20 protein-coding genes and 1 tRNA gene are annotated in these 24,642 nt (G+C 73.4%); 8 read left to right on the plus strand and 13 right to left on the minus strand.

What is annotated here, in order from left to right:
• The 5 genes from KY5_RS27700 to KY5_RS27720 form a co-directional block, all read right to left on the minus strand.
• Nucleotides 1-414 (minus strand): GPW/gp25 family protein, encoded by a 414-nt coding sequence (locus KY5_RS27700; RefSeq protein ID WP_055546149.1) that lies wholly within the window; start codon nt 412-414, stop codon nt 1-3.
• Nucleotides 415-462: 48 nt separating this feature from the next.
• A complete protein-coding gene (locus KY5_RS27705) occupies nt 463-2,382 on the minus strand; it encodes a VgrG-related protein (RefSeq protein ID WP_098244773.1) in 1,920 nt (639 codons plus the stop codon).
• Nucleotides 2,379-3,128 (minus strand): LysM peptidoglycan-binding domain-containing protein, encoded by a 750-nt coding sequence (locus tag KY5_RS27710; RefSeq protein ID WP_098244774.1) that lies wholly within the window; start codon nt 3,126-3,128, stop codon nt 2,379-2,381. Before KY5_RS27710 ends, KY5_RS27705 begins: the two co-directional genes overlap by 4 nt.
• Before the next feature lies 1 nt (nt 3,129).
• On the minus strand, nt 3,130-3,567 hold the full coding sequence (locus KY5_RS27715) for a phage tail protein (protein ID WP_098244775.1): 438 nt from the start codon (nt 3,565-3,567) through the stop codon (nt 3,130-3,132).
• A 65-nt stretch (nt 3,568-3,632) separates the two neighbouring features.
• Nucleotides 3,633-4,109: a hypothetical protein gene (locus KY5_RS27720; protein WP_098244776.1), complete on the minus strand. Its 477-nt coding sequence runs from the start codon at nt 4,107-4,109 to the stop codon at nt 3,633-3,635.
• A 1,219-nt stretch (nt 4,110-5,328) separates the two neighbouring features.
• Here KY5_RS27720 and KY5_RS27725 point away from each other — a divergent pair.
• On the plus strand, nt 5,329-6,024 hold the full coding sequence (locus KY5_RS27725; RefSeq protein WP_159072606.1) for a hypothetical protein: 696 nt from the start codon (nt 5,329-5,331) through the stop codon (nt 6,022-6,024).
• A gap of 1,313 nt (nt 6,025-7,337) precedes the next feature.
• Here KY5_RS27725 and KY5_RS42265 read toward each other — a convergent pair.
• From KY5_RS42265 to KY5_RS27745, 4 genes are all read right to left on the minus strand, one after another.
• Nucleotides 7,338-7,499 (minus strand): DUF6760 family protein, encoded by a 162-nt coding sequence (locus KY5_RS42265; RefSeq protein WP_098244778.1) that lies wholly within the window; start codon nt 7,497-7,499, stop codon nt 7,338-7,340.
• A complete protein-coding gene (locus KY5_RS27735) occupies nt 7,496-7,960 on the minus strand; it encodes a hypothetical protein (protein ID WP_098244779.1) in 465 nt (154 codons plus the stop codon). Before KY5_RS27735 ends, KY5_RS42265 begins: the two co-directional genes overlap by 4 nt.
• Nucleotides 7,960-8,403, minus strand: a complete 444-nt coding sequence (locus tag KY5_RS27740; RefSeq protein ID WP_055548986.1) for a phage tail protein — start codon at nt 8,401-8,403, stop codon at nt 7,960-7,962. Before KY5_RS27740 ends, KY5_RS27735 begins: the two co-directional genes overlap by 1 nt.
• An 86-nt stretch (nt 8,404-8,489) precedes the next feature.
• Nucleotides 8,490-10,079 (minus strand): phage tail sheath family protein, encoded by a 1,590-nt coding sequence (locus KY5_RS27745; protein ID WP_098244780.1) that lies wholly within the window; start codon nt 10,077-10,079, stop codon nt 8,490-8,492.
• Nucleotides 10,080-10,658: 579 nt separating this feature from the next.
• Between KY5_RS27745 and KY5_RS27750 the strand changes: the two genes are divergently transcribed.
• From KY5_RS27750 to KY5_RS27765, 4 genes are read left to right on the plus strand one after another with little or no spacing between them, the layout of a single operon-like run.
• On the plus strand, nt 10,659-11,999 hold the full coding sequence (locus tag KY5_RS27750) for an AfsR/SARP family transcriptional regulator (protein ID WP_234362887.1): 1,341 nt from the start codon (nt 10,659-10,661) through the stop codon (nt 11,997-11,999).
• Entirely contained in the window at nt 11,996-14,185 is a 2,190-nt protein-coding gene (locus KY5_RS27755) for an ATP-binding protein (RefSeq protein ID WP_098244781.1), read from the plus strand. The genes KY5_RS27750 and KY5_RS27755 overlap by 4 nt, the downstream gene beginning before the upstream one ends.
• A 53-nt stretch (nt 14,186-14,238) precedes the next feature.
• Nucleotides 14,239-15,840 (plus strand): peptidoglycan-binding domain-containing protein, encoded by a 1,602-nt coding sequence (locus KY5_RS27760; protein ID WP_098244782.1) that lies wholly within the window; start codon nt 14,239-14,241, stop codon nt 15,838-15,840.
• A gap of 53 nt (nt 15,841-15,893) precedes the next feature.
• Nucleotides 15,894-17,222 (plus strand): hydrogenase expression protein, encoded by a 1,329-nt coding sequence (locus KY5_RS27765; RefSeq protein WP_234362888.1) that lies wholly within the window; start codon nt 15,894-15,896, stop codon nt 17,220-17,222.
• 81 nt (nt 17,223-17,303) lie between these two features.
• On the opposite strand, the gene KY5_RS27770 is transcribed toward KY5_RS27765, so the two are convergent.
• The 4 genes from KY5_RS27770 to KY5_RS27785 all read right to left on the minus strand — a co-directional run bounded on the left by KY5_RS27770 (nt 17,304) and on the right by KY5_RS27785 (nt 21,099).
• Nucleotides 17,304-19,406: an ATP-binding protein gene (locus KY5_RS27770; RefSeq protein WP_098244784.1), complete on the minus strand. Its 2,103-nt coding sequence runs from the start codon at nt 19,404-19,406 to the stop codon at nt 17,304-17,306.
• Nucleotides 19,403-20,065: a DUF4255 domain-containing protein gene (locus tag KY5_RS27775; protein WP_098244785.1), complete on the minus strand. Its 663-nt coding sequence runs from the start codon at nt 20,063-20,065 to the stop codon at nt 19,403-19,405. The genes KY5_RS27770 and KY5_RS27775 overlap by 4 nt, the downstream gene beginning before the upstream one ends.
• A complete protein-coding gene (locus KY5_RS27780) occupies nt 20,065-20,757 on the minus strand; it encodes a response regulator transcription factor (protein WP_098247517.1) in 693 nt (230 codons plus the stop codon). Before KY5_RS27780 ends, KY5_RS27775 begins: the two co-directional genes overlap by 1 nt.
• 270 nt (nt 20,758-21,027) lie before the next feature.
• A tRNA-Arg gene (locus KY5_RS27785) sits at nt 21,028-21,099 on the minus strand.
• 202 nt (nt 21,100-21,301) lie between these two features.
• On the opposite strand from KY5_RS27785, the gene KY5_RS27790 reads away from it, so the two are divergent.
• The 3 genes from KY5_RS27790 to lysA all read left to right on the plus strand — a co-directional run bounded on the left by KY5_RS27790 (nt 21,302) and on the right by lysA (nt 24,622).
• Nucleotides 21,302-21,841 (plus strand): response regulator, encoded by a 540-nt coding sequence (locus tag KY5_RS27790; RefSeq protein ID WP_234362889.1) that lies wholly within the window; start codon nt 21,302-21,304, stop codon nt 21,839-21,841.
• Between the two features lie 302 nt (nt 21,842-22,143).
• Complete coding sequence (gene nrtL, locus KY5_RS27795) at nt 22,144-23,211, plus strand: ArgS-related anticodon-binding protein NrtL (RefSeq protein ID WP_098244787.1); 1,068 nt, start codon at nt 22,144-22,146, stop codon at nt 23,209-23,211.
• Between the two features lie 19 nt (nt 23,212-23,230).
• On the plus strand, nt 23,231-24,622 hold the full coding sequence (lysA, locus tag KY5_RS27800) for a diaminopimelate decarboxylase (protein ID WP_098244788.1): 1,392 nt from the start codon (nt 23,231-23,233) through the stop codon (nt 24,620-24,622).
• The last annotated feature ends 20 nt before the right edge of the window (nt 24,623-24,642 follow it).

A 24,642-nucleotide genomic window follows, 5' to 3' on the forward strand; every position in this document is an offset into this window, starting at 1 on the left:
TCAGACTCCGCTTTCGGTTTCCGTGGAAGGGATCACGTAGAAGGGGAAGACGAGGCTGCGCGGGTTGTTGGTGCCGCGCACGCTGTAGCTCACGTCGATGAACAGGACGGACGGGTCGTCGGGGGCGGGGCTGACCTCGACGTCGATGACCTCGATCCGCGGCTCCCAGCGGTCGAGCGAGGACCGCACCTCGTACCGGATCCGGCCCGCCGTCGCCTCGTTGACCGGCGCGAAGACCATGTCGTGGACGGCACAGCCGAATTCGGGCCGCATCGGCCGCTCGCCGGGCGCGGTGGCGAGGACCAGCCTGATCGACTCCTCGATCTCGCGCTCGCGGCGGGCGAGCGCGATGCCGCCGCCCGCGTCCGTGCGCAGCGGGAAGGTCCAGCCCGCGCCGACGAACTGTTCACTCATCTCCGGTGACCCCCTTGCGGCACATGTGACTCCACTTCCTCACGTCCTCTAGAACGGGATGCCGTTGCGCAGGACGGCCGGTGCGCTCAGCGCGACCGTGGCGGGCGAGCTGATCGCCGCCGCCGCGCCCGCCTGGACGGCCACGGCGCCGACCGCGGTGACGGAGACCGCGCCGACCGAGTTGACGGCCACCGCGCCCGCCGACTTGAGGCTGACGGCGCCGGTCGCGTTGATGTCGGCCGCGGCGCCCGCCATCACGCCGAACTTGGCGCCCGCCTTGATGTCGACCGCCCCGCCCGCGCTCATCGTCAGCGAACCGCCCGCGGTCAGCGAGAGGTTGCCGCCCGCCTTGATGCTGACGTTCCGGGTCCCGGTGATGGAGACGGAGCCGTCGCTCTTGATGGTCACGCTGGTCTTCGTCTCGTCCATGTGGACGGTGAGGCGGCCGTTGCCGGTCTGGAGCCTGATGCCGCTCTTCATGCGGGACTTGGCGTCGACGAGCTCCATGGTGTGGCCGCTGCGCGAGGAGATGGAGCGCCAGTTGACCCGCCCGCTGGTCGGGTCGATCGGCTGGAGCCCGTCCGTGTTCGGCGTCGGCTTGTCCCTGCCGTTGTACAGACCGGCGAGCACGTAGGGGTGCTCCAGCGAGCCCCGGTCGAAGGCGACGAGCACCTCGTCACCCACCTCCGGCATGATCAGACCGCCACCGCGTACGCCGCCCAGCTGGGCGATCCGGCACCAGTCGCTCTCGTAGGTGTCCGAGAGCCACGGGAAGCGCAGCTTGACCCGGTTCATCTTCAGCGGGTCCTTGGCGTTGCTGACCAGCGCCATGGCGACGCCCGGCATCGGCGGCGCGGCGTCCGCGCCGCCGGAAGCGAGCCCGTACAGCGAACGGAACTGCCGCCCCGACACGGTCAGCCAGGTGGTGAAGGGACGCCCGGACTCGAAGACGTGGCGCACCCCGGTCGCCGTGTACTTCCCCTCGAAGGGGAAGCCCGCGCCCTTGAGCGCCACCGGCCTGCCCGGCTGCAGGTCGGGGTTGCCGGTGACCGCGACCTCCAGCTCCGCGAAGGAGCCCGACACGTCGTCGGCGAGCGACTTGGCGGCGTGCCGCACCTGGGCCTGGGTGGTGTACGGCGTCTGCGTGCTGGTGAGTTCGGACTTGCCGAACGGCTGGGACAGCTGCGCCGGGGTGATGCCGGCGTCGATGTCCTTGCTGACGGTGGCCGGGGACGTCGAAGAAAGGGCGCGCTTGGACCGCACGTCCCAGCCGCGCGCACCGGCGGTGGCCACCTGCCCCGACGCGGTCACCGCGACCCGGCTGTGCAGGGCGTTGTGCCTGAATTCCAGGACGTACGGACTCTGCGAGGACGGAGTGGTGTCGGCGGGCGCCCCCGCGGCGGGCTTGAGACCCGCGAAGTTCAGCTTGCCGTCCTCGTCGAAGGAGAGCCTGCTGTCGTTCTCCTGGGCGAGGCGGGACAGGAAGTCCCAGTCCGTGATGTTGGGCTGGGTCGCCAGCTCGTACACGGTCGGAGTGGATTCGATCTTGCCGATCTTGAGGCGGTTCAGACCGGCGACGCGGCGCACGATGTCGGAGGCCGTCATGTTCGGATAGCCCTGCACCCGGCGGTTGCGAAGGAGACGGTGCCCCGGGTCGTAGCCGCGCACCACGAGGGTCTTGCCGCTCGCGTCCGAGTCCACCTCCAGGGCGGTCACCTCGCCGGTCAGCATGGGCTTGCCGCGCACGCCGTCGGTGAACGGGGCGAGCACCGCCTCCGCGCCCACCTTGATCTGCGGGAACTTCTCCAGGATGTCGCCGCCGCTGTCGACGAAGGTCAACTGGAATGCGGACGGCACGTTCACGCTGGAGTCCACCCAGCCCTCCACGAGCAGCACGGCCAGCTTGTCGGGCAGCCGGGAGCCGCCGATCTCGGCGTGCAGGACTGTCGTGTACGTCTTCTCGCTCATGCGGACTCCGGGTGAACGGGGGCGATGCGGGGCTCGTCGGCGGCGGGCAGGAGCAGTTCCGTGCCCGGCCGCAGCCGCATCGGGTCGTCGATGTCGTTGGCCTCCGCGATCAGCCGCCAGCGCGTCGCGTCGCCGTACTCGCGCCAGGCCAGCGAGGCCAGCGAGTCACCGGCGACGGTGCGGTGCACGCGCCGCGCGGACAGCGCGCCCGAGGTCGGGTTCTGCCCCTTGGTGGGCATGGCCACCTCGGTCAGGGCCAGCGAACAGGTGGCGCGCAGCGGCTCGCCGGTCGGGTTGAACAGGGTGTACGTCGCGTTGACGCTGGTCACGTACGCGACGAACTGCACCGTGTTGAACGACCCCCACGAGAACCGCACCCACGGCGGCGAGGGACGCTTGGTCGACACGCTCTGCGGCGTCACCTCGCAGCAGGAGAGCAGCATCTCCACCTGCTTCTGCACCTTGCCGCCGTTGGGCTTGCCGGAGGAGTCGAGGAAGACCTCAAGCTGCAGCGTGGCGGGCTGGGAGCCGGTGAACTTCGGCGGTGCGCCCCGCGTGTAGGCGACCGCGGGCTGCGTGCGCCACTCCGCGGTGCGGCCCATCTGGAGCTGCGTCGGGTTGAACTGGAACTCCACCTCCCCGATGCGCCCGCCCATCGATCCACCGAGATCGGTGGGCGGCTGGTGGATGGCGAGGGCGGCGCGGACCAGGCTCGCGCCCGCCTTGCCGCCGGACGGCGCGGCCATCTCAGGCACCCCCCGCGTCGGTGAAGCCGTGGTGGGCGATCTCCAGCGTCTCGGTCGCCACGCCGGGGCTGTCCGGGCTCAGGCTCGGCCCCTGCCAGCTCACCGGGAGCACCTCGACGAGCCCCCACTGGGCGACGATCGAGCCGTCCGCGCGCAGCGCGGCGATCTGCGCGGTGGGTCGCGTGATCCCGGTCGCGATGGACGAGATCCAGGCGGCCACGCGGGAGGTGTCGGCGGTCAGCGGCCGGGTCAGCCGGATCGTCGAGAACGTCACGCGGGTGGGCAACTGCCAGACGAACCCGTTGTTGCCGCCCTCCTGTCGCTGCTCCACCTCCACCTGGGAGGACAGGCCGTCACACCCGTTGAACAGGCCGAGGTCCTGGCCGTCGATGGTCAGCTTGAAGAAGACGGTGGAACCGGGGTCCAGGGTCGAGGGCATCGGGCTGTTCTTTCCTGTGGCGGACGGAGGGGAGACCGGGTGGTCGAGTACGGCGGGCGGACGGATCAGCGGCCGTGGTCACGCAGCCGCCCGAGCCGCTCGCGGTCACCGCGCAACTCGGCCCGCAGGAGCCGGGACAGGGGCGCGACGAGCCGCCGGGCGAGCTCGTCGATCTCGGCGGGGGCGGGCGGCTCCGGGGACGAGGGACCGGACTCGGAGGCCCCGACGGGTGCCGCCGCCTTGGGCGCGGCGCCGGTGCTGGACTGCTGGCCGCCGTGGTCGGCGGGGGCGGTGCGCTGGACGGGTGCGGGGCGCTGGGGCGCGGGGGCGGGCGCGGGTGCGGGTGCCGGGGCCGGCGGGGGCGGCGGCGCGGGAGCGGGCGTGGGGGCCGCCGCGCGCCGCTGGACGGTGGGGCGCACGGGGGCCGGTGCCGGGGCGGGCACGGCGGGGCGCGCGGGCGCCTGGGCCGCGTGCCTGGCCAGGGGTACGACGACGGGGGCCGCGGCGTGGAAGGGCGTCGCGGCGGACCGCTGGAGGGGCACGGGGGCGGACGCTGCCGCCTGTGCAGGTGTGGTGCTCTTCGGAGATGCGGGAGATGCGGGAGATGCGGGAGATGTGGGAGGTACGGAGGGCGCGGGTCCGGAGTCGTCCGGCGTCGGGACCGCGAGTCCCCGGGAGGAACTGAGCGGCAGCGGACGAGGACCACCGAGGCCGCCGGGCCGGTAACTCCCGGGTGCGATGCGCCGGTTGACGGGCACGACGGGGAGGGGCCGGGGGAGGGGCTTGGGGGCGGGCGCGGTCACCGGTGCGGGTGCCTCCGCCGATGCGGGCGTGGGCGGGGGCGTGGGCATGGGCAAAGGCGTGGCTGTCGGCACCGGCGGGTCCGCGGGGGCGGGCGCGGGTGCTTCGGCCTTGGCCGCGGCCCGCTGCACGGGGGCGGAGGTCTCCGGGGGCGTGACGGGCGCGCCGATCGGGCTGCGGCGAGAGCCTGCCTTGCTGCTGGGCGCGGGTGCGGGCGGGGCCGCGGGCGCGGGGCCGCTGGTGGGCACCTCAGCGAGAGGCGAGCCGAGTCCCGTACGGGGACGTCCCTTGGCGGCGGCGGCAGCGCTGCCGCCCCCGTCGGGCTTGCGCTGGATCCGGCGAACCGGGGCCCGACGCTGCACGGACGGAACGGGGGTAGTACCCGCCCGTGCAGCGACGGGACCCGCCGCCTCGGACGCGCTCGCGGACGTGCGAGCGGTCCGGGTCTGCGTCCCCGGACCGGCCGGGGGAACCGGCCCGGGGACTTCGGTCGGCCCGGAGGGGGCCGGGTCTGAGGGGGCCATCGCGGGGGCGGAGCTTGCGGCGGGCACGGCGGGCACGGTGGGCACCGAGCCGACGGGGAACAACCGCCGCTGAGGCTCCACGGGCGGCGTCGCGGAAACCAGCGGCGACCGCTTCACGGGCATCCGCTGCACGACGGGAACGGCCGGTCCGAGCGCCTGAACGTCCGCGTCGGACAGCGGAGTCAGCCGGGGCCCGGGGCCTTCGCCCGAGGGCGCGCTCGCGCTGCGCTGTACGGGGGACGAGCCCTTGTCGGCCGTACGGGCTTCGCCTGCCGGGGAGTTGTCCGCGCCGGGCACGGAGAGGGACCGGTCACCGGCGAGTGGCGCGGTGCGCCCGGGACGGTCGGACCCGCCCGTACGGACGGGAGCGGGTGCGGACGTGGCGGGAGTTCCGGAAGGGTCGGGAGTTCCGGAGGGTCCGGGCGTACGGCTGGGAGTGCGTGTTCCGGAGTCGCGCGGCACGGCGGCGGTGCGCTGGACGGCGGGGCTGGCGCCCGACGAGGCGCGCGGCGCGGGCGCGACAGGGGTCCCGGACGGACCCGAAGTCCCGGACGTACTCGGGGCCTTGGGTGAGCCGGGCGTCGCGGAAGGGCCGTCGGTCGCGGGCGGGTTGAGGGGGACGACCGGTCCCGAGGTCCTGGACGGGCCAGGAGCGCTGGACGAGTCGGATGGGCTGGACGGGTTCCCGGTCCTGGCCGACCTGGCGATCGTGGGCGGACCGGACGCCGCAGACGGGCCACCCGCCCCGGTCGGGCCCGAAGTCCCGGACTGGACGGGCCCCTTGGCAGGACCGCTGCTCCTGGAGGGGTCGGAAGACAAGGGCCGGTGGGCAGGTGCGGACGGACCGGGTCCCGTGGCGGGGCCGGGTGCCGACGGCTTGGAGGCGCTGGACGGGCCAGGCGTTACGGGCAGCCCTGATGCCCCGGACTGGGCGGGCCTCTTGGCGGGGCCGGAGGCCGGGGCCTGCCCGGAGCTCTTGGACGGGTTGGAGGTCGAGGGCGGCTGGGTAGCGCCGGTCGGGCCAGGAGCCACGGGCAGCCCCGAGGTCCCGGACGGACCGGTCCCCTTGGCGGGACCTGAGGCCGGGGCTGGACCGGAGCCCTTGGCGGGGGCGGAAGCCGAGGGCGGCTGAGTAGCGCCGGTCGGGCCAGGAGCCACGGGCAGCCCCGATGCCCCGGACTGGCCGGGCCCCTTGGCGGGGCCGGAGGCCGAGGCCGGACCGGAGCTCTTGGACGGGTTGGAGGTCGAGGGCCGCTGGGTAGCGCCGGTCGGGCCAGGAGCCACGGGCAGCCCCGATGCCCCGGACGGACCGGTCCCCTTGGCGGGACCTGAGGCCGGGGCCGGACCGGAGCCCTTGGCGGGGGCGGAAGCCGAAGGCGGCTGGGTAGCGCCGGTCGGGCCAGGAGTTACGGGCAGCCCTGATGCCCCGGACTGGCCGGGCCTCTTGGCGGGGCCGGAGGCCGAGGCCGGACCGGAGGTCCTGGACGGGTCGGAGGACAAGGGCCGCTGAGACGTCCCGGACTGCCCCGGCCCCTTGGACGAGCCGGAAGCGGCGGACCGCTCGGCGCCCCCGGACGGACCGGGAGTCACGGCAGCCGGTCCCGAAGCCCCGGACGTACGGGATGCCGTGGACGACCCCGAAGCCCCGCTCGCCCCCGGACCCCTGCCCGGCGCCGAAGCCGCACCGGGCGCGGGAGCAGCCTTGGACGACCCCGAAGCGGCCCGCTGCACCGGAGCGCCGGTCCCGGCCGAAGACCCACCTGCCGCCGAAGAAGCCCCTCCAGCCGGAGAAGTCCCTCCCGCCGAAGCCGTACGCGGCGTCACCGCAGCAGCCCCCGGCCCCTTCCGCGTCGCAGCAGACCCACGCCCCCGAGGCGCCGCCTGCCCGCCACCGGAAGAACCGAAGGCGCCGGAAGCAGCAGAAGTAGCAGAAGCAGCAGACGCACCCGTCCCGTCGCCGACCTCGGCCGATCCCGTCTCGGCCCCGCCCTCCCGCCGCACCGGCAACCGGAGCGACGGCAGGTCGAGGCTGCCCGGCGTGCCCGCGACGGGCGTGAGCACGTCGCGGAGCAGGCCGCCGGGGGCCGACGAGCGGACGGCGTGGCCCAACTGGCCGCCGAAGGACGGGTTCTGGTGAGTGGCGAGCATCGAGGCGAAGCCGGGCTCGGAGACCGGGCGCGGCGCGGCGAGCACCCGCTGGACGGGCGGCGCGGCGGCCCAGCCACCGTCACGGGGCGCACCGGACGCACCGGACGCACCGGGCGCACCGGACGACGCGGCAACCACACCGTCCGCACCCGCGTCCGGAGCGGTCGCCTCGGGCGCGACCGGCGCACCCGGCGTCACCGCGGCATCCCGCTGCCCCCGGGACCGATCCCCCCGGCCCCACCTGAACAAGCCCATCACTTACCTCGACTCACCGACCACCGACACCACACTGTCCCGTCACTGCCGTGCTGCTTCGGCCTGTTCCACCAGCGAGGCCGTCCGCGACACGTACCCGCGCCGGTCGGCGTGCTCGAGGTCGAGGATGTCGTCCAGGCCCCAGTGGAAGTGATAGGCGAGGTACGCGACTTCCTCCTCGATGCGGTCGGCCGCGTACGTCACGATTCCCCCAGGCGGCTCCCGGCCAGCTCGACCTCGAAGGACTCCGAGCAGTGCGGGCAGGCCACCGCCGCGCGGGTGTGCCCCTCCGCGTTGATCTGCCGGTAGAAGTCCTGGAGGAAGGCGAGGTCGGAGGCGAACATGTTCTCCACCGTGCCGTCGTGGACGGAGCCGAGTGTGCCGAGCCGGGTGATGACCCGGCCGAGCAGCACGACGGAGAGGTAGGCGGGGTTCTCGCGCACGCGCACGTCCCGCAGCGGGACGAGTTCGTCGCGCGCCGTCGCGAGCCGCATCGCGCCGTTGCGGTGCACGGTGCCCGACTCGTCGACGTACCCGCGCGGGAGCTCGAACTCGAACTCCGTACGCAGGGATTCACGCGCCCCCGCACCGGTCCCCGCCGCGGCGGGCCCCGCCGGACCCGCCGTACCCGCTGCCATGCCCGCCGCCGGGCCATCACGCCGCATTACTCGATGACCAGCTCTTCGAAGACGATGGTGACCTGCTCGGTCAGCGCGGCGGCGTCGCCGGCCTTGACCCCGCTGGTCTCCACCTTGCTGCACCAGGCGTTGCGCAGGTTGTACCGCTTCACCGGGGAGTTCTGGTAGTCCATCATCATGATCGTGGCGTTCTTGCGCGCCGAACCCATGTCACCGGCGATGGACTTGTTGATCCACTCGCTGAAGACCGGGCTCTGCGTCATGCCGCGCGTGACGGTGCACTCACCGGCCTTCTTGACGCCGGGCATCTTCTTGACGACGGGCTTGCCGTCCGCCGAGACCTGCTGGTACTCGATGACTTCCTGCTCCATCGACAGGCCGCTGACCTCCTGGAGGTACTCGACCATGACGCCGTCGATCTGGAGGCCGAAGTTGTGGGTAGTGAGCGCATCACCGGGCTGAAGGGACAAGGGGGTTCACTCCTGTTGCGGTTCTTGCCGATACGTATGTGGGGTCCGGAAGCGCGCGGGCCGACGCGGCCCGCGCGCGGGGCGGGCTACTCCTCCAGCTCGCCGCCACCGCCGGAGAACTGCGCGAGGCGGAACACCACGAACTCGGCGGGCTTGACCGGCGCGATGCCGATCTCGCAGACGACGCGGCCGAGGTCGACCGACTCCGGCGGGTTCGTCTCCTCGTCACACTTCACGTAGAAGGCGTCCTCGGGGCGCTGGCCGAACAGGGCGCCCGAGCGCCACTCGTTGACCAGGAACGCCGAGACGTTGCGGCGGATGCGCGCCCACAGGGCGTGGTCGTTCGGCTCGAAGACGACCCACTGGGTGCCGATGAGGATCGACTCTTCGAGGTAGTTGAAGTAGCGGCGCACGTTCAGGTAGCGCCAGGCCGGGTCGGAGGCCATCGTGCGCGCGCCCCACACGCGGATGCCGCGGCCGGGGAAGGCACGGATGCAGTTCACGCCGATGGGGTTGAGCAGGTCCTGCTCACCGCGGGTGATCTGCAGCTCCAGGTCGATCGCGCCGCGCACGATCTCGTTGGCGGGCGCCTTGTGCACACCGCGCTCGGCGTCGTTGCGCGCCCACACACCGGCCATGTGGCCGGACGGGGGCACGACCACGGACTGGCCGCTCGCCGGGTCGAAGGACTTGATCCACGGGTAGTAGAGCGCGGCGTAGCGCGAGTCGTAGCCCGCGAGCTCCTGGCGCCACTGGCGGACCTGGCGGGCGTTGAGGCCCGGCGGCGGGTCGATGATCGCCATGCGGTCGCCCATGAGCTCGCAGTGCGAGATCAGGCCGAGCTGGACGGCCTTGACCTGCTCCTCGTCGATCAGGCCCTGCTGGTAGGCGGCCATCAGGTCCGGCACCGCGACCATGTTGATCTCGTCGAGGGCCTCGAGGCCGCCGAAGCCGGTGCGGTCGGCGGAGTCGCCGATGAACTGGCCGGTCTGGATCGGGGCGGCCGCGCCGTTCGACGCGGGCACGGCGGGGGCGGGCGCGGCGGCGGGCGGCGCGAGCGTGACGGTCTGCGCGTCGGGCTTGGCCACCTGGCCACCGGCCGCGGCCTCTTCCAGGACGATCGTCTTGGAGCGCTGCTTGACCTGCGTGACGACGTAGTTGCGGGCCGTCTTCTTCGAGCTGACGTCGAAGCTCTCGACGACCTTCTCGCCGTCCTTGACGACCAGCTTGAAGCGGTCGGCGGCGCTCTCGCCCTCGCCGTCCTGCACCTCGACGGTCAGGGCCCCACCGGCGGCGGAACCGGCGGTGATCGCCGCGACCGAGAAGCCGCCGAGCGCCACGGGGGTGCCCGCGGTCAGCTCCTTGGGGGCCTGCGCGGTGGCGGCTGCGGGCTGCTGCGGCTCGTCGGCGCCGTGGCCGCCGACGCGCACGACGTACGCGGCGGAGCCGCCGTTGTTGAAGAAGCCGTAGACGGAGTGCGCCAGGTAGTACCCGTCCGTGAACTCGCCGAACGCGGCCACGTACTGCGACCAGTTGGTCACCAGCGTCGGCTCGTTGAGCGGTCCGTGGGGCGCGAGACCGACGAAGGCCGCCACCGAGGTACCGACTCCCTCGATGGGCCGCGAGCCGCTGGCGACTTCCTCGATGTAGACGCCGGGGGACAGGTAGTTGGGCATGTTTCCGTTCTCTCCTCGCGATGACGGGATCCTGCGCCGGCACGTCGGCCCGGGTGTGCCGGTTCCCCGTGGCCGCGGTCTGCTCCCGCTGGTCGTACGGTCTTCATACGACGATGTCCCAGGGCACGGCCGTGCAGTAGAGACGGACGGACGTCACCGAGGGCAGAGGCCACTGCCCGTTCGGCCACCGCACGGGTCGGCCGATGGCTCGCGGCGGCTGGCGCGGCTCCTCGCGCGGGATCGGTCCGGTCGCGGTACGGACGCCCGTCCCGATGGTGCGGCGTCCGCGCGGCTGGCCACAGAGGCGGACGGACGTCCCCGGGGGCAGGGCGGACTGCCCGTTCGATCATGGACGACGGGCGGAACGCGCGGTCCGGCCGAATGTGACTCCTCGATGGCGCGTTTCCCTTGCCCTGTGGCTTGTTCCACGTCAATTGCTGGTCAACAAGGTCGGCAAGGTTCCTACGGGGTCCGGGTGACCCGGGGTACTGACGTAACGTTTGGTTCGTATGGCCAACCGCGGCCAGTACGAACGGGCACATTCGCGGTGCGTCACGGGGCAAGGGGTGCGGGCTGACAATGCTGGGCGACGCGGACGGCGACCCGGGCCGGAACACGGAATCCGAAGCGGACGGGAACGGTCCGGGCCGCTCGGGCGATCCGAGCGGCCCGGGGGAGGAGGCCGGTCCCGGCGGCCCACCGGAGCCCACCGACCCTGCCTCCCCCAGCCACACCCTGACCTTCCAGCTCCTCGGCCCCGTCCGCGCCTGGCGCGGCGGGAGGCAGTTGGCGCTCGGGTCGCCGCAGCAGCGGGCCATCCTCGCGGTGCTGCTCCTGAGCCACGGCCGCCCCGTGTCCGTGTCGGAGCTGGTGGACGCGTTGTGGGGCGAGGAGCCGCCGCCGCGTGCGGTCGGCACCCTGCGTACGTACGTCTCCCGGCTGCGCGCCCTCCTCGAACCCGACCGGCAGGCCAGGGGGCGTGCCAGCCTCCTCGTCTCGGCGGGCGGCGGCTACGCCCTGCGGGTGCCGCGCGGCGCGCTCGACGCGACCGGCCTCGAAGACCGCCTCACCGCCGCGCGCCGACTGCGCGGAGCCGGCCAGCACGCGGGTGCGTACGGAGAGCTGACCGCGGCCCTCGCCCTGTCGAACGGCACGCCGCTCGCCGGACTCCCGGGCCCCTACGCCGAGCGCCAGCGCGACCGGTTCACCGAACTCTCCGTCACCGCCCAGGAGGAACTCTTCGCCTGCGCCCTGGAACTGGGCCGTTACTCGGAGGCCACCCCGCCGCTGCGCGCCTTCGCCGCCGAACACCCGCTGCGCGAACGCGCCCAGGCCCTGCTGATGCTGGCCCTGCGCCGCGGCGGCCGGCAGGCGGACGCCCTCGCGGTCTACGAGGCCACGCGCCACACCCTGGCCACTGAGCTCGGCGTCGACCCCGGCGCCGAACTCGCCACGCTCCACGAGGACCTCCTGAAGGGCGACGTGTTCCCGGCGCCGACGGCACCCGCGCAGCGCACGGGAACGGCGCGTCAGGTCCCGCCCCAGCGCGTCGGCGCGCAGCGCGCCAACGCCGCACGCCGCCTCTCCGAGACGGCCCGGGAGCGCGGCGAAGCGGACGGCAGGACGGAGACCCGCGGCACCGCCCAGGGGGCGCGCGCCCGCGACCGGCGCCCCGCGGCCGGTGTCACCGTCCGGCGCCCGATGTGCACCGAGGCCCCCGAACCCACCACCGCACCGGACGGCGGCACGCCCCTCACCGCGGCCCCCGAACGCGCCGCGGCCAGCCCCCGCACCCCCGTGCGGCCCGCCCCGTCCGCCCCGTCCGCCTCGGGCCAGCCCGAGACCCCGCCCCGCCGCCGCACCACCCCCGCCCCGGCGCGCACGCCCCAGCAGCCCGGCGCCGGGGGCCGACCCGCATGATCCCCGTACCCGCCCAACTCCCCCCTGACGTACCGGACTTCGCCGGCCGTCAGCGGGAATCCGGCGCCCTCCGCGAGGTCCTGCGCACCGCCGTCGACGGCAGCGCGATGGCCATGGCCGCGCTCACCGGACTCGGCGGCGTCGGCAAGACCGCCCTCGCGGTGCACGTCGCACACGCCGTGCGGGCGGAGTTCCCCGACGGACAGCTCTACGTGGACCTGAGCGCCCCCGACCCCTCGCCCGACGGCAGCAGCGGCAGCGCCCTCGTCGGCTTCCTGCGCGCCCTCGGCGTACCCGAGAGCGCCGTGCCGGACGGGCTCGACCAGCAGACCGCGCTGTACCGCTCCCTGCTCGCGGGGCGCCGGGTCCTCGTACTCCTGGACAACGCGCGCGACACCGCCCAGGTCCGCCCGCTGCTGCCCGGCGCCCCGGGCTGCGCGGTCCTGGTGACCAGCCGCTCGCGCACCATCGCCCTGCCGGGTGTGCGCCTGATCGACGTCGACGTCATGGACGAGGCAGAGGCGCTCGGCCTGCTCTCCGCGATCGTCGGCCCCGAGCGGGTGTCCGCCGAACCGGCGGCCGCCGGGGAACTGGTCGCCGCCTGCGGCGGGCTGCCGCTCGCCGTCCGGATCGCCGCCGCCAGGCTCGCCGCGCGGCCCGGACGCTCCGTCGCCGACCTCGCGGCCCGGCTGCGCGACGAACGCCGCAGGCTGGACGAGCTGCGGGTGGCCGACCTCGGCGTCGAGGCCACCTTCCGGCTCGGCTACGAGGCGCTCGCCCCCGAACTCGCCCGCGCCTTCCGCGTCCTGTCGCTCTGCTACATGCCGTCGTTCTGCAGGGGCGCCGCCGCCGCCCTCCTCGACGTCAGCGAGGAGGAGGCGGAGACGACCGTGGAACGCCTGGTCGACGCGGGGCTCATGGAGCTGCACGACGACGACCGCTACCGGTACCACGACCTGGTCAGGCTCTTCGCCGCCCGCCAGTGCGAGCGCCAGGAGAGCAGCACGGAACGCGCCGCGGCCCGGCTCCGCTTCCTCGACTACGTCCTCGCCACCGTCGTCACCGCGATCCGCCGTACGAAACCGCACAGCGTGCTCCCCGCGCTGCTGCACCAGCCCGCGTCCGACGGCAAGCACCTGCCCGACGCGGCCGCCGCGCACGACTGGCTGGTGGTCGCCCACACCCGGCTGTACGCGGCGGCGGAGAACGCGCTGCGCCACATACCCGACGCCGCGCCCGACACCACCCCGCCGCCCGGCCTGCGCCCCACCGTCGACCTGCTCACCGCCTGGTCCCACCTGGTGGCGGGCACCGCACGCCACCGCGACCTCGAACCGCTCGCCGAACTGGCCCTGGAGACCGCGCGCCGACACGGCGACGACCTCTCAGGAGGCCGCGCCCTGCGCCTGCTCGGCACCCTCCACTACGGCACCGAGACCTACGCGCGCGCCGAACGCCTCCTGCGCGAGAGCCTGCGCCTGGCCGAGTCCGCGGGCGACGCGCTCGTCGGCGCCGAGAGCAGCCACGAACTGGGCATCGTGCTCATGGGCATGGGTCGCGCCGAGGAAGCACTCGAACAACTCACGCGTGCCTACGACAGGTTCGGCACGCTCGACGGGCGCGGCGACCGGATCCAGATCCTGGCCCACCTGGTCCGCGCGTACGCCGCGCTCGGGCGGCACGCGGACGCGGACACCGCGCGGGCCGAGGCCCTCGGCCAGGCCCGCGCGTCGGGCAGTACGGGCACCCTGGCGCACGCGCTCTACCAGATCGGCTGCGCACTGCTCGCCGAAGGACGCACCGCCGAGGCCGCCGAACGGCTGCGCGAGGCACAGCGGCTGCACCGCTGGTCGCGGTCCCCGCGCTGGGAGGCCCTGTGCTGGGCCCGCCTCGCCTCCTGCGAACTGGCCAAGGGCAGGACCGAGGAGGCCCTGGCCTGCGCGGACCAGGCCCTGACCATCGAGAGCGAACTCGGCGACGTGTTCTGCCGCGCCCTGGCCAAGGCCGCCCGCGGCAGGGCGCTGCTCGCGCGCGGCGACCTGGACGGCGCCCGCGCCGCCCTGCGCGGCGCCCACCGCGTGATGGACCGGCGCGGCGCCGTGGAGGCCACCGAAATCGCGGCCGTGCTCACCGAGTTGGATGCCCCGCGGGAACAGGGACGCAAGGGCAGCCCGGTCTGCCCCTGAGGCGGCCCTTTCGTACAGGGAGTCGGCGCCCCTCGCCCTCTACCGTGCCCCATATGACGTGGTGGAACTCCCTGGACCCGGCCGCGGTGACCGTCGATCCTGGTGGGCGCGCCGCTGCGCGGCTTCGCGTACGCAACACGGGAGACACCGTCGAGGAGTACCGCTTGTCGGTGCTCGGAGCGCCCGCGGGCTGGTCCCGCGTCGAACCCGACGTGCTGCGCCTGTACCCGGGCAGCGAGGGCACCGCGGAGATCTCCTTCGCACCGCCCCGCTCACCCGACGCACCGGCGGGCCCCACGCCGTACGGCATCCGTGTCGAACCCAGGGAACACCCCGAGGCGCGCGACGTCGTCGAGGGCCAGGTCACCGTCACGCCGTTCGCCGAGGTGCGGGCCGAACTGCTGCCGCCCACCATCGTCGGACGCTTCCGCGGCCGGGGCTCCATCGCCGTGGACAACCTCGGCAACTCCCCGCTGACCGCGGCGCTCACCGTCCGCGACGACGCGGGACGGCTCTCCTTCGACCTCGACCCCGGCAGCGTCCAGATCGCCCCGGGCCGCGCCGCGTTCGCCCGCCTCACGGTGCGCCCCCAGCGGGTGCAGTGGACGGGCTCGGCCCAGCCGCACCCGCTGACCGTCTCCGTGCGCCGCTCCGGCGACGAGAGTGCCTACGAGGTGCCGGGCAGCTTCGACCAGCGTCCGGTCCTGCCGCGCTGGCTGCTCACCGCGGGCAGCGTCGTCGCGGCGCTCGCCGTGGCCTTCGTGGTGTGCTGGTTCTCCTTCTCGCCCAAGATCTCCGGCGGGGCCAGGGAGAACCAGGCCGCCGCCACCCCGAACTCCGCGCCGCAGGGCGGCGAGAAGGAGAAGCTCGACGACGCGCCGCCGCCCCCGAAGGACAAGGGCGGCGACGGCGGCGAGGGCGGTGTCGACGAGGTGTCCGACGGCTCCGGAGGCGGCTCGGGTTCGTCCTCCGGCGGCGGGGGCGGCGGCGGAGGCGGCGGAAGCGACGAGGGCGGTGGCTCCGGCGCGAAGAAGACCAAGCGCGGCGGTGGCGGCGCCAAGGTGGGACCCGCGTGGGGACGCGGCTACGAGAAGGACGTCGTCGTCGAGTACGCCCAGCGCCGCCTCGAGGCGCTCGGCTCCAAGAACAAGTGCCAGCTCACCGGCGACTGGTCGCCCGGCGTCATCGACGCCAACACCGAGGCCAGCCTGATCTGTTACCAGCGTGCCGTGATCCGCGACGGCGAGAGCACCGGCCACAACACGGCGCAGATCTTCGCCACCGACGAAGAGGGCACCCTCGGCCGGGCCACCCTCACCTCGCTGTGGGCCCAGGGCATCCGCCCCGACGACGTCCGCTCGGGAGCCGAGAACTGGCAGGTCATGCAGTTGCAGGCGGCGTTCTGGTGGGCCTCGCAGGCCGGTATCAGCGACGACGACCTGGACCGCGACCGGGCCTACGCCCAGTACGGCGTCAGCTACTTCGAGAACGGTCGCAGGGCGCCGAAGACCGCCAGGTACAACAGCGGCACGGCCCAGCACATCAAGGAGTACCAGAAGGCGGTCGGCCTGCCCGCCAGCGGTGTCGCGGACAGCGCCACCTTGCAGGCCATGGTCGGCGGAAGTGTGAAGAACCCCGGAGTAGTAGGGCGTTGAGCTATATGTGGAGCGCACTGGAACCTACGGCGACCACCGTGGAGCCCGGCTCCGTGGCGAAGGTGCGCCTGCGGATCCGCAACACAGGTGACACGGTCGAGGAGTACCGGCTGCACATGGTGGGAGCGGTGGCCGGCTGGTCCCGCGTCCAGCCGGACGTGCTGCGCCTGTACCCCGGTGCCGAGGGCACCGCCGAGATCGAGATCGCCCCGCCCAGAACCTCGGACGCCCAGGCGGGCCCGACGCCGTTCGGCGTCCGGGTGCAGCCGCGCGAGGCCCCCGAGGCCGTCAACGTGGTCGAGGGCCAGGTGACGGTGGGCCCGTTCACCGAGCTCCGTTCGGAGCTCGTGCCCTCGGTCGTCCGGGGCCGGATGCGCGCCAAGGCCGCGATCGCCGTGGACAACCTCGGCAACCAGCCGCTGACCGCCTCCTTCTCGGGACGCGAGAACGGCGAGGAGCTGGAGGTCGTCTCCGAACCCGGCTCCGTCCAGGTCTCCCCGGGCCGGGCCGCCTTCGCGGACCTCGGGATCAAGCCGGGCGCGGTGAGCTGGATCGGCGGCACCCGCAAGCACCCCTTCACCGTCTCCGTGCTGCGGGCGGGCGTGCCCGAGCCGGTCGAGCTGCGCGGCACCTACGTCCAGCCGTCGGTGATCCCGCGCTGGGTGGCGGCCGTCGGCTCGGTCGTCCTGGCGCTCGCCATCGCGTTCGCGGTGGTGTGGTTCCAGCACAAGCCCGCCTTCTCCACGCAGGCCAAGGAGAAGGTCGAGCAGCAGAAGCCGCTGCCGCAGAACGACGAGATGAAGCCCGCGCCCAAGCCCAAGCCCTCCGAGAAGGAGGAGGAGAAGGAGCCCGAGAAGCCGGAGACCGGTGGCGGCGGGGGAGACTCCAAGCCGGGCGGCGGCGGTGGCGGCGGCGGGGAAGAGAAGCCCAAGGGCCCCAAGACGCACACCATCCGCAGCGTCGAGGGCAGCGGCTGGTACCTGGAGGTCGTGAAGGGCGGACAGGACGACGGCACGTACGTCGGACAGAACCCCAACCTCACGGACAAGTTCGGCAAGAACCAGGACTGGATCCTGCACCACTACCCCGAGTCCGACACCTACGCCCTGGAGCCCGCGAGCGCCCCCGGCACGGTGATGGACCAGAAGGTCAACACCAACATCGTCCAGATCGTCCACGCGGCACCGGAGAACATCAAGACCGGCCGCCTCGGCGACAACCAGAAGTGGAAGCTGGAGAAGCGCCCGGACGGCAAGACGCGGATCGTCGCCGTCGGCTCCGGTGAGTGCCTGGTCGACATGCAGAACGACACGAGCGCGGTCACGTGGAAGTGCGACGACCGCAACAGCATGGGCTGGACGATCGAGGGCTGGCCCGAGTAGAGCGCGCGGCACGTACGGGAGAGGGCGGCACGCTCAGGCGTGCCGCCCTCTCCCGTACGTCTTACGCCGCTGTCCGGCAGGTCACCGCCAGGGCAGCGAGACCCCCGGCTCCAGGCGGCCCATCTTGCGGTACTCGCGCCGCGCACCGGCCCGTACGTCCGCGCCCGACACCGGCCCGCCGTGCCCCGCCGCGAGGTATCCGGCGGTCACCGCGGCCGACCGGATCGCGCCGCCCGCCAGCTCGAAGTCCTTGGCGCAGCGCGTGATCTCGTCCTCGATGTCCGCCGCGCGGGGCGTGCCCGCGAGGCAGGTGTGCCACAGGGCGACCCGCTGCTCGACGTCGGGGAACGGGAAGTCGACCACCAGGTCGAGCCGCCGGGTGAACGCGTCGTCGATGTTCGCCCGCAGGTTGGTGGTCAGCACGGCGATCCCGTCGAACGCCTCGAGCCGCTGGAGCAGGTAGGCGCTCTCCAGGTTGGCGTACCTGTCGTGCGAGCTCTTGACCTCCGAACGCTTGCCGAAGACGGCGTCGGCCTCGTCGAAGAGCAGCACCGAGTCGGTGCGGTCCGCCTCGGCGAAGATCCGCTCCAGGTTCTTCTCCGTCTCGCCGATGTACTTGTCGACCACGGCCGACAGGTCCACCACGTAGAGGTCCAGGCCGAGTTCACCGGCCACCACCTCGGCGGAGAGCGTCTTGCCGGTCCCGGAGTCGCCCGCGAACAGCGCGATCACCCCGCGCCCCCGGCCGCCCCCGGTGCGCAGCCGCCACTCGCCGAGCACCTGATCGCGGTGCCGGGCCCGCAGCGCGAGCTCCCGCAGGAGGCCGAGCGGTTCATCGGGCAGTACGAGGTCGTCGAAGCCCACCGCGGGCCGGATCCGCCGTGCGTGCCGGTCGAGGAGCGGCGCCGACTGCTGCCGGGCGCTGAGCTGGACGTGCGCGGCGGTCAGTCCCGTGCCCTCGAAGGCGGCGAGACCGACGGCGGCGCGGGCGGCCCGCCTGATCTGGGCGGCACCGAGCCGGTAGGGCGCGATGGCCTCGGGCAGATCGAACCCGAGCTCGTCGTCCTGCCCGAGCCCCGCCCGCCAGGCGCGCGGCGCGTCGGTCTGCTCCTGCGGCGCGTCCAGGGCGAGGATCCCGGCGTCCGGAGCCCACCCCGGGTCGTACGCGTCACTGCCGAAGAAGACCACGGGTACGTCGCCGGTGGCCAACTGCCGTACCAACGATCCGGGTTCGCCGGAGAGCGGCCCCACGAGCAGCGCGGCGCCGCGCAGCCGCGCCTCGCGCAGGAGGGCGGTACAGGTGCGGGCCGTCAGGGCGGCGGCCTGCTCGGACTCGCCGCTCCTGCCGGGCGCGTCGCCGCTCCGGGGGGAGTCCGAGAGGGCGGGCCGGTACAGCAGTACGGGCAGTCCCGCGGCCCGCAGCGCGTCGGCGACCGGCTCGGCGGCCGTGCCTTCCCTGCGCTCGCGCAGATGGAGGAGGAGGGGCCCGGCGGCGGCGACGGCGGCGAGCCGGGCGGCGACGCCGTCACCGCCGCCTTCCGAGCCGCTCTTCGATGGCAGCAATTCAACGCCACGCCCGACGAGTTCGGGGTCCAGGGCGTCATCGCCGAGGAGCCACGCCACCACCCGCTCGGGCACCCGCAGCGCCTGCCCCGGCAACGGCCGCTCCTCGTCGTCGAGCTGGACGAGCCCACCGGCGCGCAGCGGCGCGAGCGGATGGAAGCGGCCGCGGGCGACGGGGTCGTGCGGCCCGGTGCCGAGGAGGTCGAGGGCCAGCGCCATGGTGGCCCGCCGCCGTCCGACGTCGTCGTTGAGGTACCCGTACAGGGGCTCGAAACGACGGTCCACGTCGGGGGCGAGGGCGGCGAGGAGGATGTGCTGGTCGAGGGGAGAGAGGGAGAAGCGCAGGGCCAACTCGCCGAAGGGGTCGGAGGAGGGATCGGGAAGGTGCCCTGCCCCCTCCGAGGCCCCACCGGACGACGCCGCGGCCCCCTGCCCCTCTCCCTGCCCCTCTCTCTGCCCCTGCCCTTGGTGGGCGATCCGAAGGGCACTCTCCGCCGTCAGATACAGCCCGCGCAGCGGATCACCCGCGGTCGGATCGTCGGCACTGCGCCGCTCGACGAGCTCGGCCACGCGGCCGCGCAGCGCGTCGAGCCGGACGAGCAGGCCGTCGGGCCCGCTCACGGACCCTCCGTACGCTCGGCCCGGTCGGCCCGGTCGGCCCGGTCGGCGGAGGACGTACGCAGCACGCGGGGCCGCGCGTCGGAGTTGAGGCCGTCGAAGCCGCGGACGACGACCGCGCTCTCGGTGACGGGCGGCGCCACGTCGTACGTGGGCGAGACCGGGAACGGCACGGTGATCACGACGTCGAGCGACGGCTTGAGCTCGCCGCCGAGCGCGGACCAGATGTCGGCGATGGACCGGGACTCGGGCGGTGGCACGGCGACGGTCAGCGGCATCGAGGCGCGCAGCGCGGCGAGCGACTCGGGCAGGGCGTCGGGCGGAAGCAACTCGTGCCCGAGGAGGGTGCCGAGACAGGCGGAGAGCAGCCGGTGCTCGTCCTCGGGCCGGTTGGTCCAGGCGGTGAGCAGGTACGAGAGCCGGAACCAGCGGGGCGGCTGCCGCCTGCGAAGGACCGTGCCGTCGGACCCGCGCTCGGCGTAGGCGCCGCGCTCGCGCCGGGCCACGTCCTCGCGGATGTCGTAGAGGTAGGCGTTGAGCGTGGGCGCGTTCCGCCGGGCGGCCCAGTCCCGGGTGGGCGCCTCGAAGACGACGTCACCGGCCGCGTCGGGAAGGGCCCCGCGCAACAACCCGCGCAGGACCTCGTCGACGTCGTGAATCACTAGATGTACCCCTCCCGCAGCGCGTACGCGACGGCATGCGCGCGGTTCTGCAGTTGCAGGCGCGTCATCAGCGCGTGCAGAACGTTCTTGACGGTCCGTTCGGAGTAGGCGAGCTTCTCCGAGATCTGCTTGGTGTCGAGCCCCTCGGCGATGAGCCGGACGACGTCCACCTCGCGGGGGGCCATGCCCAACGTCGGCACGAGCGTCCCGCTGCCACCGGGCGAGGAGTCGAGCGCGGACCGCCGCAACTGTCCGAGCTGCGTCATGAGCCGGTTGATCAGGTCCGGCGGCAGCTCCCCCTCACCGCGCGCGGCACTGTGCACCGCGTGCAACAGCTTCTGCGGGGTGGCCTGATGGCGCCAGAGTATGGCTTGCACGCCGTACTCGACGACGGCCATCAACTCGGGCTCGCGCAGTTCACTGGCGATCAGCACGACGCGCTGCTCCCCGCACCGCACGAGCCGCCGCAGCTCGGCACCCGCGACGTCGTCGAGCCGGTCGACGAGCATGACGGCAACCTGCTCCGTGTCATCGCCGCCTGCCTCCGCACCACCGAGACGATCCACGAGCTCGACACTGGGCTGCTGCCGGAGGTGACTGATGACCCCGGCCCGCCCCAAGGGATCCGCGGCATGGACAGCCACAGAGATACGTGTATCTGGCACTGGCTTTCCCTGTCTTCCCCCGAGCATCAATAGGCACAGAGTGCCCACGGCGAATCAACATTCGATTGCCGATGAATCAACGGGGCTTACGCGGGGACGTCAGCGGTGGGGTTCGGCGTGGTGAGCAGGCGTGATGAGGGAAGGCCGCGAGGGGGAGAGGCCGAGAGGAGCCAAAGGCCCCGCATCCCGGCAAGTACGGTCCGCTGCGCGGGAAGCGCGACTCCCGAGGCGGAAACGCCAAGACCCCGTCCTCAGCGAAAGCGCTGACGGCGGGGTCTCTGGGCACCAACTACAAGGTGCCCCCGGCAGGATTCGAACCTGCGCACACGGCTCCGGAGGCCGTTGCTCTATCCCCTGAGCTACGGGGGCGTATCGGCGCTGGTTGAGCGGCGACGGGTTGAACCTTACCAGCTCTCCGGGGCTCTCCATGAACGGGTATTTCCGGGGTTCCGTGGTCAGCGGGGTGGTGCCGCCGTGTCGGGTGGCCCGGGTGTCGTCGTCGGCTCCCTCGCACGGGGCGGAAGTGGGGAAAACCCGGACGCGGTGGCCGGTGCGGACCTACTCTCGAGTTGTGTCAGGCGTGCCCGGCCGCGTGCTTGTTGTGGACGACAACAAGGTCATCCGGCAACTGATCAGGGTCAACCTCGAGCTGGAGGGCTTCGAGGTCGTGACCGCGGCCGATGGTGTCGAGTGCCTGGACGTCGTGCAGCAGGTCCAGCCCGATGTGGTCACCCTCGACGTCGTGATGCCCCGGCTCGACGGTCTGCGGACCGCGGCCCGGCTGCGGTCCGACGCGCGCACCCGGAGCCTGCCCATCGTCGTCGTCAGCGCGTGCACGCAGTACGAGGTCGAGAGCGGCCTGGACGTCGGTGTGGACGCCTTCCTCGCCAAGCCCTTCGAGCCGAGTGAACTGGTCGGGGTCGTCCGGCAGTTGATGGAGCGTGAGGGGCACGGTGGCGGGGTGGCCGGGGCCGACGCGGTCGGGGGCGAACCGCTCGGGGACATCTCAGGGGGCAGTCCCACCGGCCGCCGCGGCGGTGGCACCGGCGGCAGCGGCGTCACAGGCGGCAGCACCGGCGAAGCGGAATGCGCCGGACGCCCCGGCGTCTGACCCGCCGCGCCGGCCCCCCCCCGGCGTCTGACCCGCCGCCTCGGATGCACGGGGTGTCTGACCCACCGCCCCGGACACCCCGGCATCTGACCCGCCGCGCCGGACCCTCCGGCGTCTGACCCACCGCCTCGGATGCACGGGGCGTCTGCCCCGGACCGCACCCCACCCCGACCCACCCCACCTCACCCCGACCCGCCCCGGACGCCCCCCACCCAGTCGCAGAGACATCGCCCCGTCCACATCCCGGACCATCCCGTAAACCAAGTCGCCTACCCACCCCCCTCCTCCCATACGCTTGTCCCGTGACCCCCGTCGAGCTCTCCCGCACCGTGCTGCGCGCCATGCGTCGCGCCGTCGATGCCGGTGAGCTCAGCGTGGCGGTGCCCGAGGCCGTCCGGGTCGAGCGGCCGGGGCCTGGGGGGTGTGGGGACTACGCCACCAACGTCGCGCTCCAGGTGGCCCGCGCCGCAGGGCGGTCGCCGCGGCAGGTCGCCGAGGTCCTGTCGCCGAGGCTCGCCCGGGAACCCGGCATCGCGGGGATCGACATCACCGGGCCCGGGTTCCTGAACATCACCCTGGCGGGGACGCGCGGTGACGCTCTCGTACGTGACGTGATCGGGCGTGGAAGCTGTTACGGGCACGTCCACCCCGACACCGGGCAGCTCGCCCAGCTCCACGTGCCGCACGAGGTCCGTGCCGTCGTCGTCGCCGACGCGCTGCGCCGGATCCTGCGCTCCCAGGGCGTCCTGGTCCGCACCACCTGTGACGAGGCCCCGGATCCCGACTGGGTGACGGTCCTGGACGTACGCGTCGCCGCGTACGGGCGCCCGCCGGAGGACCTCCGCACCCTGCGTCCCGTACCCGCCCCGGAAGACCCCCTGCGGCTCGGCCGCGACGCCGCCCGCTGGGCCCTGCTCCACCCGGCGGGGCACGACCGCCCCCGCGTCGGCGACGAGCACCTCGCGCAGCGCGAGAGCAACCCGCTGTTCCGCGTGCGGTACGCCCACGCCCGTTCCCGCGCCCTCACACGGAACGCCGCCGACCTCGGATTCGAGAGCGAAGCCACGAGCGGCCACGCCGGGGGGCTGCGGGACCAGGAAGCGCGGGAAGCGCAGGAAGTGCTCGACGTGCTTACCGCCTACCCCCGCGCCCTCGCCTCCGCCGCCCGCCACCACGCGCCGGACCGCCTCGCCCGGCACCTCGTCACCACCGCCGACGCCCTGCTCGCCTTCCAGCACACCGTGCTGCCGCTCGGTGACGAGAAACCCTCGGCCGCCCACCGCGCCCGGCTCGCGCTCGCCGAAGCCGCCGGGACGGTGCTCGCCGGTGGCCTGTCCCTGCTCGGCATCAGCGCACCCGACCACCTGTGAAAGACGAGACGACAGAGCCATGAGCCGATCCGCACACCCCGCCGGGCCCCGCCACGCAGACGTCCTGCCCGAGGGTCACTACGCCGCACCGCCGACCGACCTCAACGCCCTCGACGCCAAGGTCTGGTCCCGCACCGTCACCCGTACCGCCGAAGGCGTCGTCCGCATGGGCGGCATCGACGTGACGCGGCTCGCCGAGGAGTTCGGCACGCCCGCGTACTTCATCGACGAGGCAGACTTCCGCGCGCGCTGCCGCGCCTGGCGCGACGCGTTCGGCGGTGACGCCGACGTCTTCTACGCGGGCAAGGCGTTCCTCTCCCGCGCCGTCGTGCGCTGGCTGCACGAGGAGGGGCTGAACCTGGACGTGTGCAGCGGCGGCGAGCTGGCCACCGCGCTCGCCGCGGGGATGCCCGCCGAGCGCATCGCCTTCCACGGCAACAACAAGACCGTGGACGAGATCGAGCGGGCCGTCGAGGCCGGCGTCGGGCGGATCGTGCTCGACTCCTTCCAGGAGATCGTGCGCGTCGCGCACATCGCCGAGCGCCTCGGCAAGCGCCAGCGCGTGCAGATCCGCGTGACCGTGGGCGTCGAGGCGCACACCCACGAGTTCATCGCCACGGCGCACGAGGACCAGAAGTTCGGGATCGCGCTGGCCGGGGGACAGGCCGCCGAGGCCGTGCGGCGGGCGCTCAAGCTCGACGGGCTCGAACTGATCGGGATCCACAGCCACATCGGGTCGCAGATCTTCGACATGGCCGGATTCGAGGTCAGCGCCCGCCGCGTCGTCCAGCTGCTCGCCGAGGTGCGTGACGAGCATGGCGTGGAGCTGCCCGAGATCGACCTCGGCGGTGGCCTCGGCATCGCGTACACCTCCGACGACGACCCGCGCGAGCCGCACGAGATCGCCGCGGCGCTGAACGAGATCGTCGGACGCGAGTGCGCCGCCGCGCAGCTCAGCACGCCCCGCATCTCCGTCGAGCCGGGCCGCGCCATCGTCGGCCCGACCGCCTTCACGCTCTACGAGGTCGGCACGATCAAGCCGCTCGACGGGCTGCGTACGTACGTCTCCGTGGACGGCGGCATGTCGGACAACATCCGCACCGCGCTCTACGACGCCGAGTACACGGTCGCCCTCGTCTCCCGCTCCTCCGACGCCGAGCCGGTCCTGGTGAGGGTGGTCGGCAAGCACTGTGAGAGTGGTGACATCGTCGTACGGGACGCTTTCCTGCCCGCCGACCTCGCGCCCGGCGATCTGATCGCGGTGCCCGCGACCGGCGCGTACTGCCGATCGATGGCGAGCAACTACAACCACGCTCTTCGCCCGCCCGTCGTGGCCGTCGACGACGGTGCGGCGCGGGTGATCGTCCGGCGCGAGACGGAGGAAGATCTCCTGCGTCTCGACGTCGGATGATGAAATTGGTGTCTCAGAAT

It is taken from the genome of Streptomyces formicae (genome assembly GCF_002556545.1).
In the GTDB taxonomy this organism is placed as follows: domain Bacteria; phylum Actinomycetota; class Actinomycetes; order Streptomycetales; family Streptomycetaceae; genus Streptomyces; species Streptomyces formicae_A.

Bases quoted from the DNA above. Each gene is read 5' to 3' on its own strand.
- KY5_RS27700 (WP_055546149.1), bottom strand. From the start codon at position 414: ATGAGTGAACAGTTCGTCGGCGCGGGCTGGACCTTCCCGCTGCGCACG.
- KY5_RS27705 (WP_098244773.1), bottom strand. From the start codon at position 2,382: ATGAGCGAGAAGACGTACACGACAGTCCTGCACGCCGAGATCGGCGGC.
- KY5_RS27710 (WP_098244774.1), bottom strand. From the start codon at position 3,128: ATGGCCGCGCCGTCCGGCGGCAAGGCGGGCGCGAGCCTGGTCCGCGCC.
- KY5_RS27715 (WP_098244775.1), bottom strand. From the start codon at position 3,567: ATGCCCTCGACCCTGGACCCCGGTTCCACCGTCTTCTTCAAGCTGACC.
- KY5_RS27735 (WP_098244779.1), bottom strand. From the start codon at position 7,960: ATGCGGCGTGATGGCCCGGCGGCGGGCATGGCAGCGGGTACGGCGGGT.
- KY5_RS27745 (WP_098244780.1), bottom strand. From the start codon at position 10,079: ATGCCCAACTACCTGTCCCCCGGCGTCTACATCGAGGAAGTCGCCAGC.
- KY5_RS27750 (WP_234362887.1), top strand. From the start codon at position 10,659: ATGCTGGGCGACGCGGACGGCGACCCGGGCCGGAACACGGAATCCGAA.
- KY5_RS27755 (WP_098244781.1), top strand. From the start codon at position 11,996: ATGATCCCCGTACCCGCCCAACTCCCCCCTGACGTACCGGACTTCGCC.
- KY5_RS27760 (WP_098244782.1), top strand. From the start codon at position 14,239: ATGACGTGGTGGAACTCCCTGGACCCGGCCGCGGTGACCGTCGATCCT.
- KY5_RS27780 (WP_098247517.1), bottom strand. From the start codon at position 20,757: ATGCTCGGGGGAAGACAGGGAAAGCCAGTGCCAGATACACGTATCTCT.
- lysA (WP_098244788.1), top strand. From the start codon at position 23,231: ATGAGCCGATCCGCACACCCCGCCGGGCCCCGCCACGCAGACGTCCTG.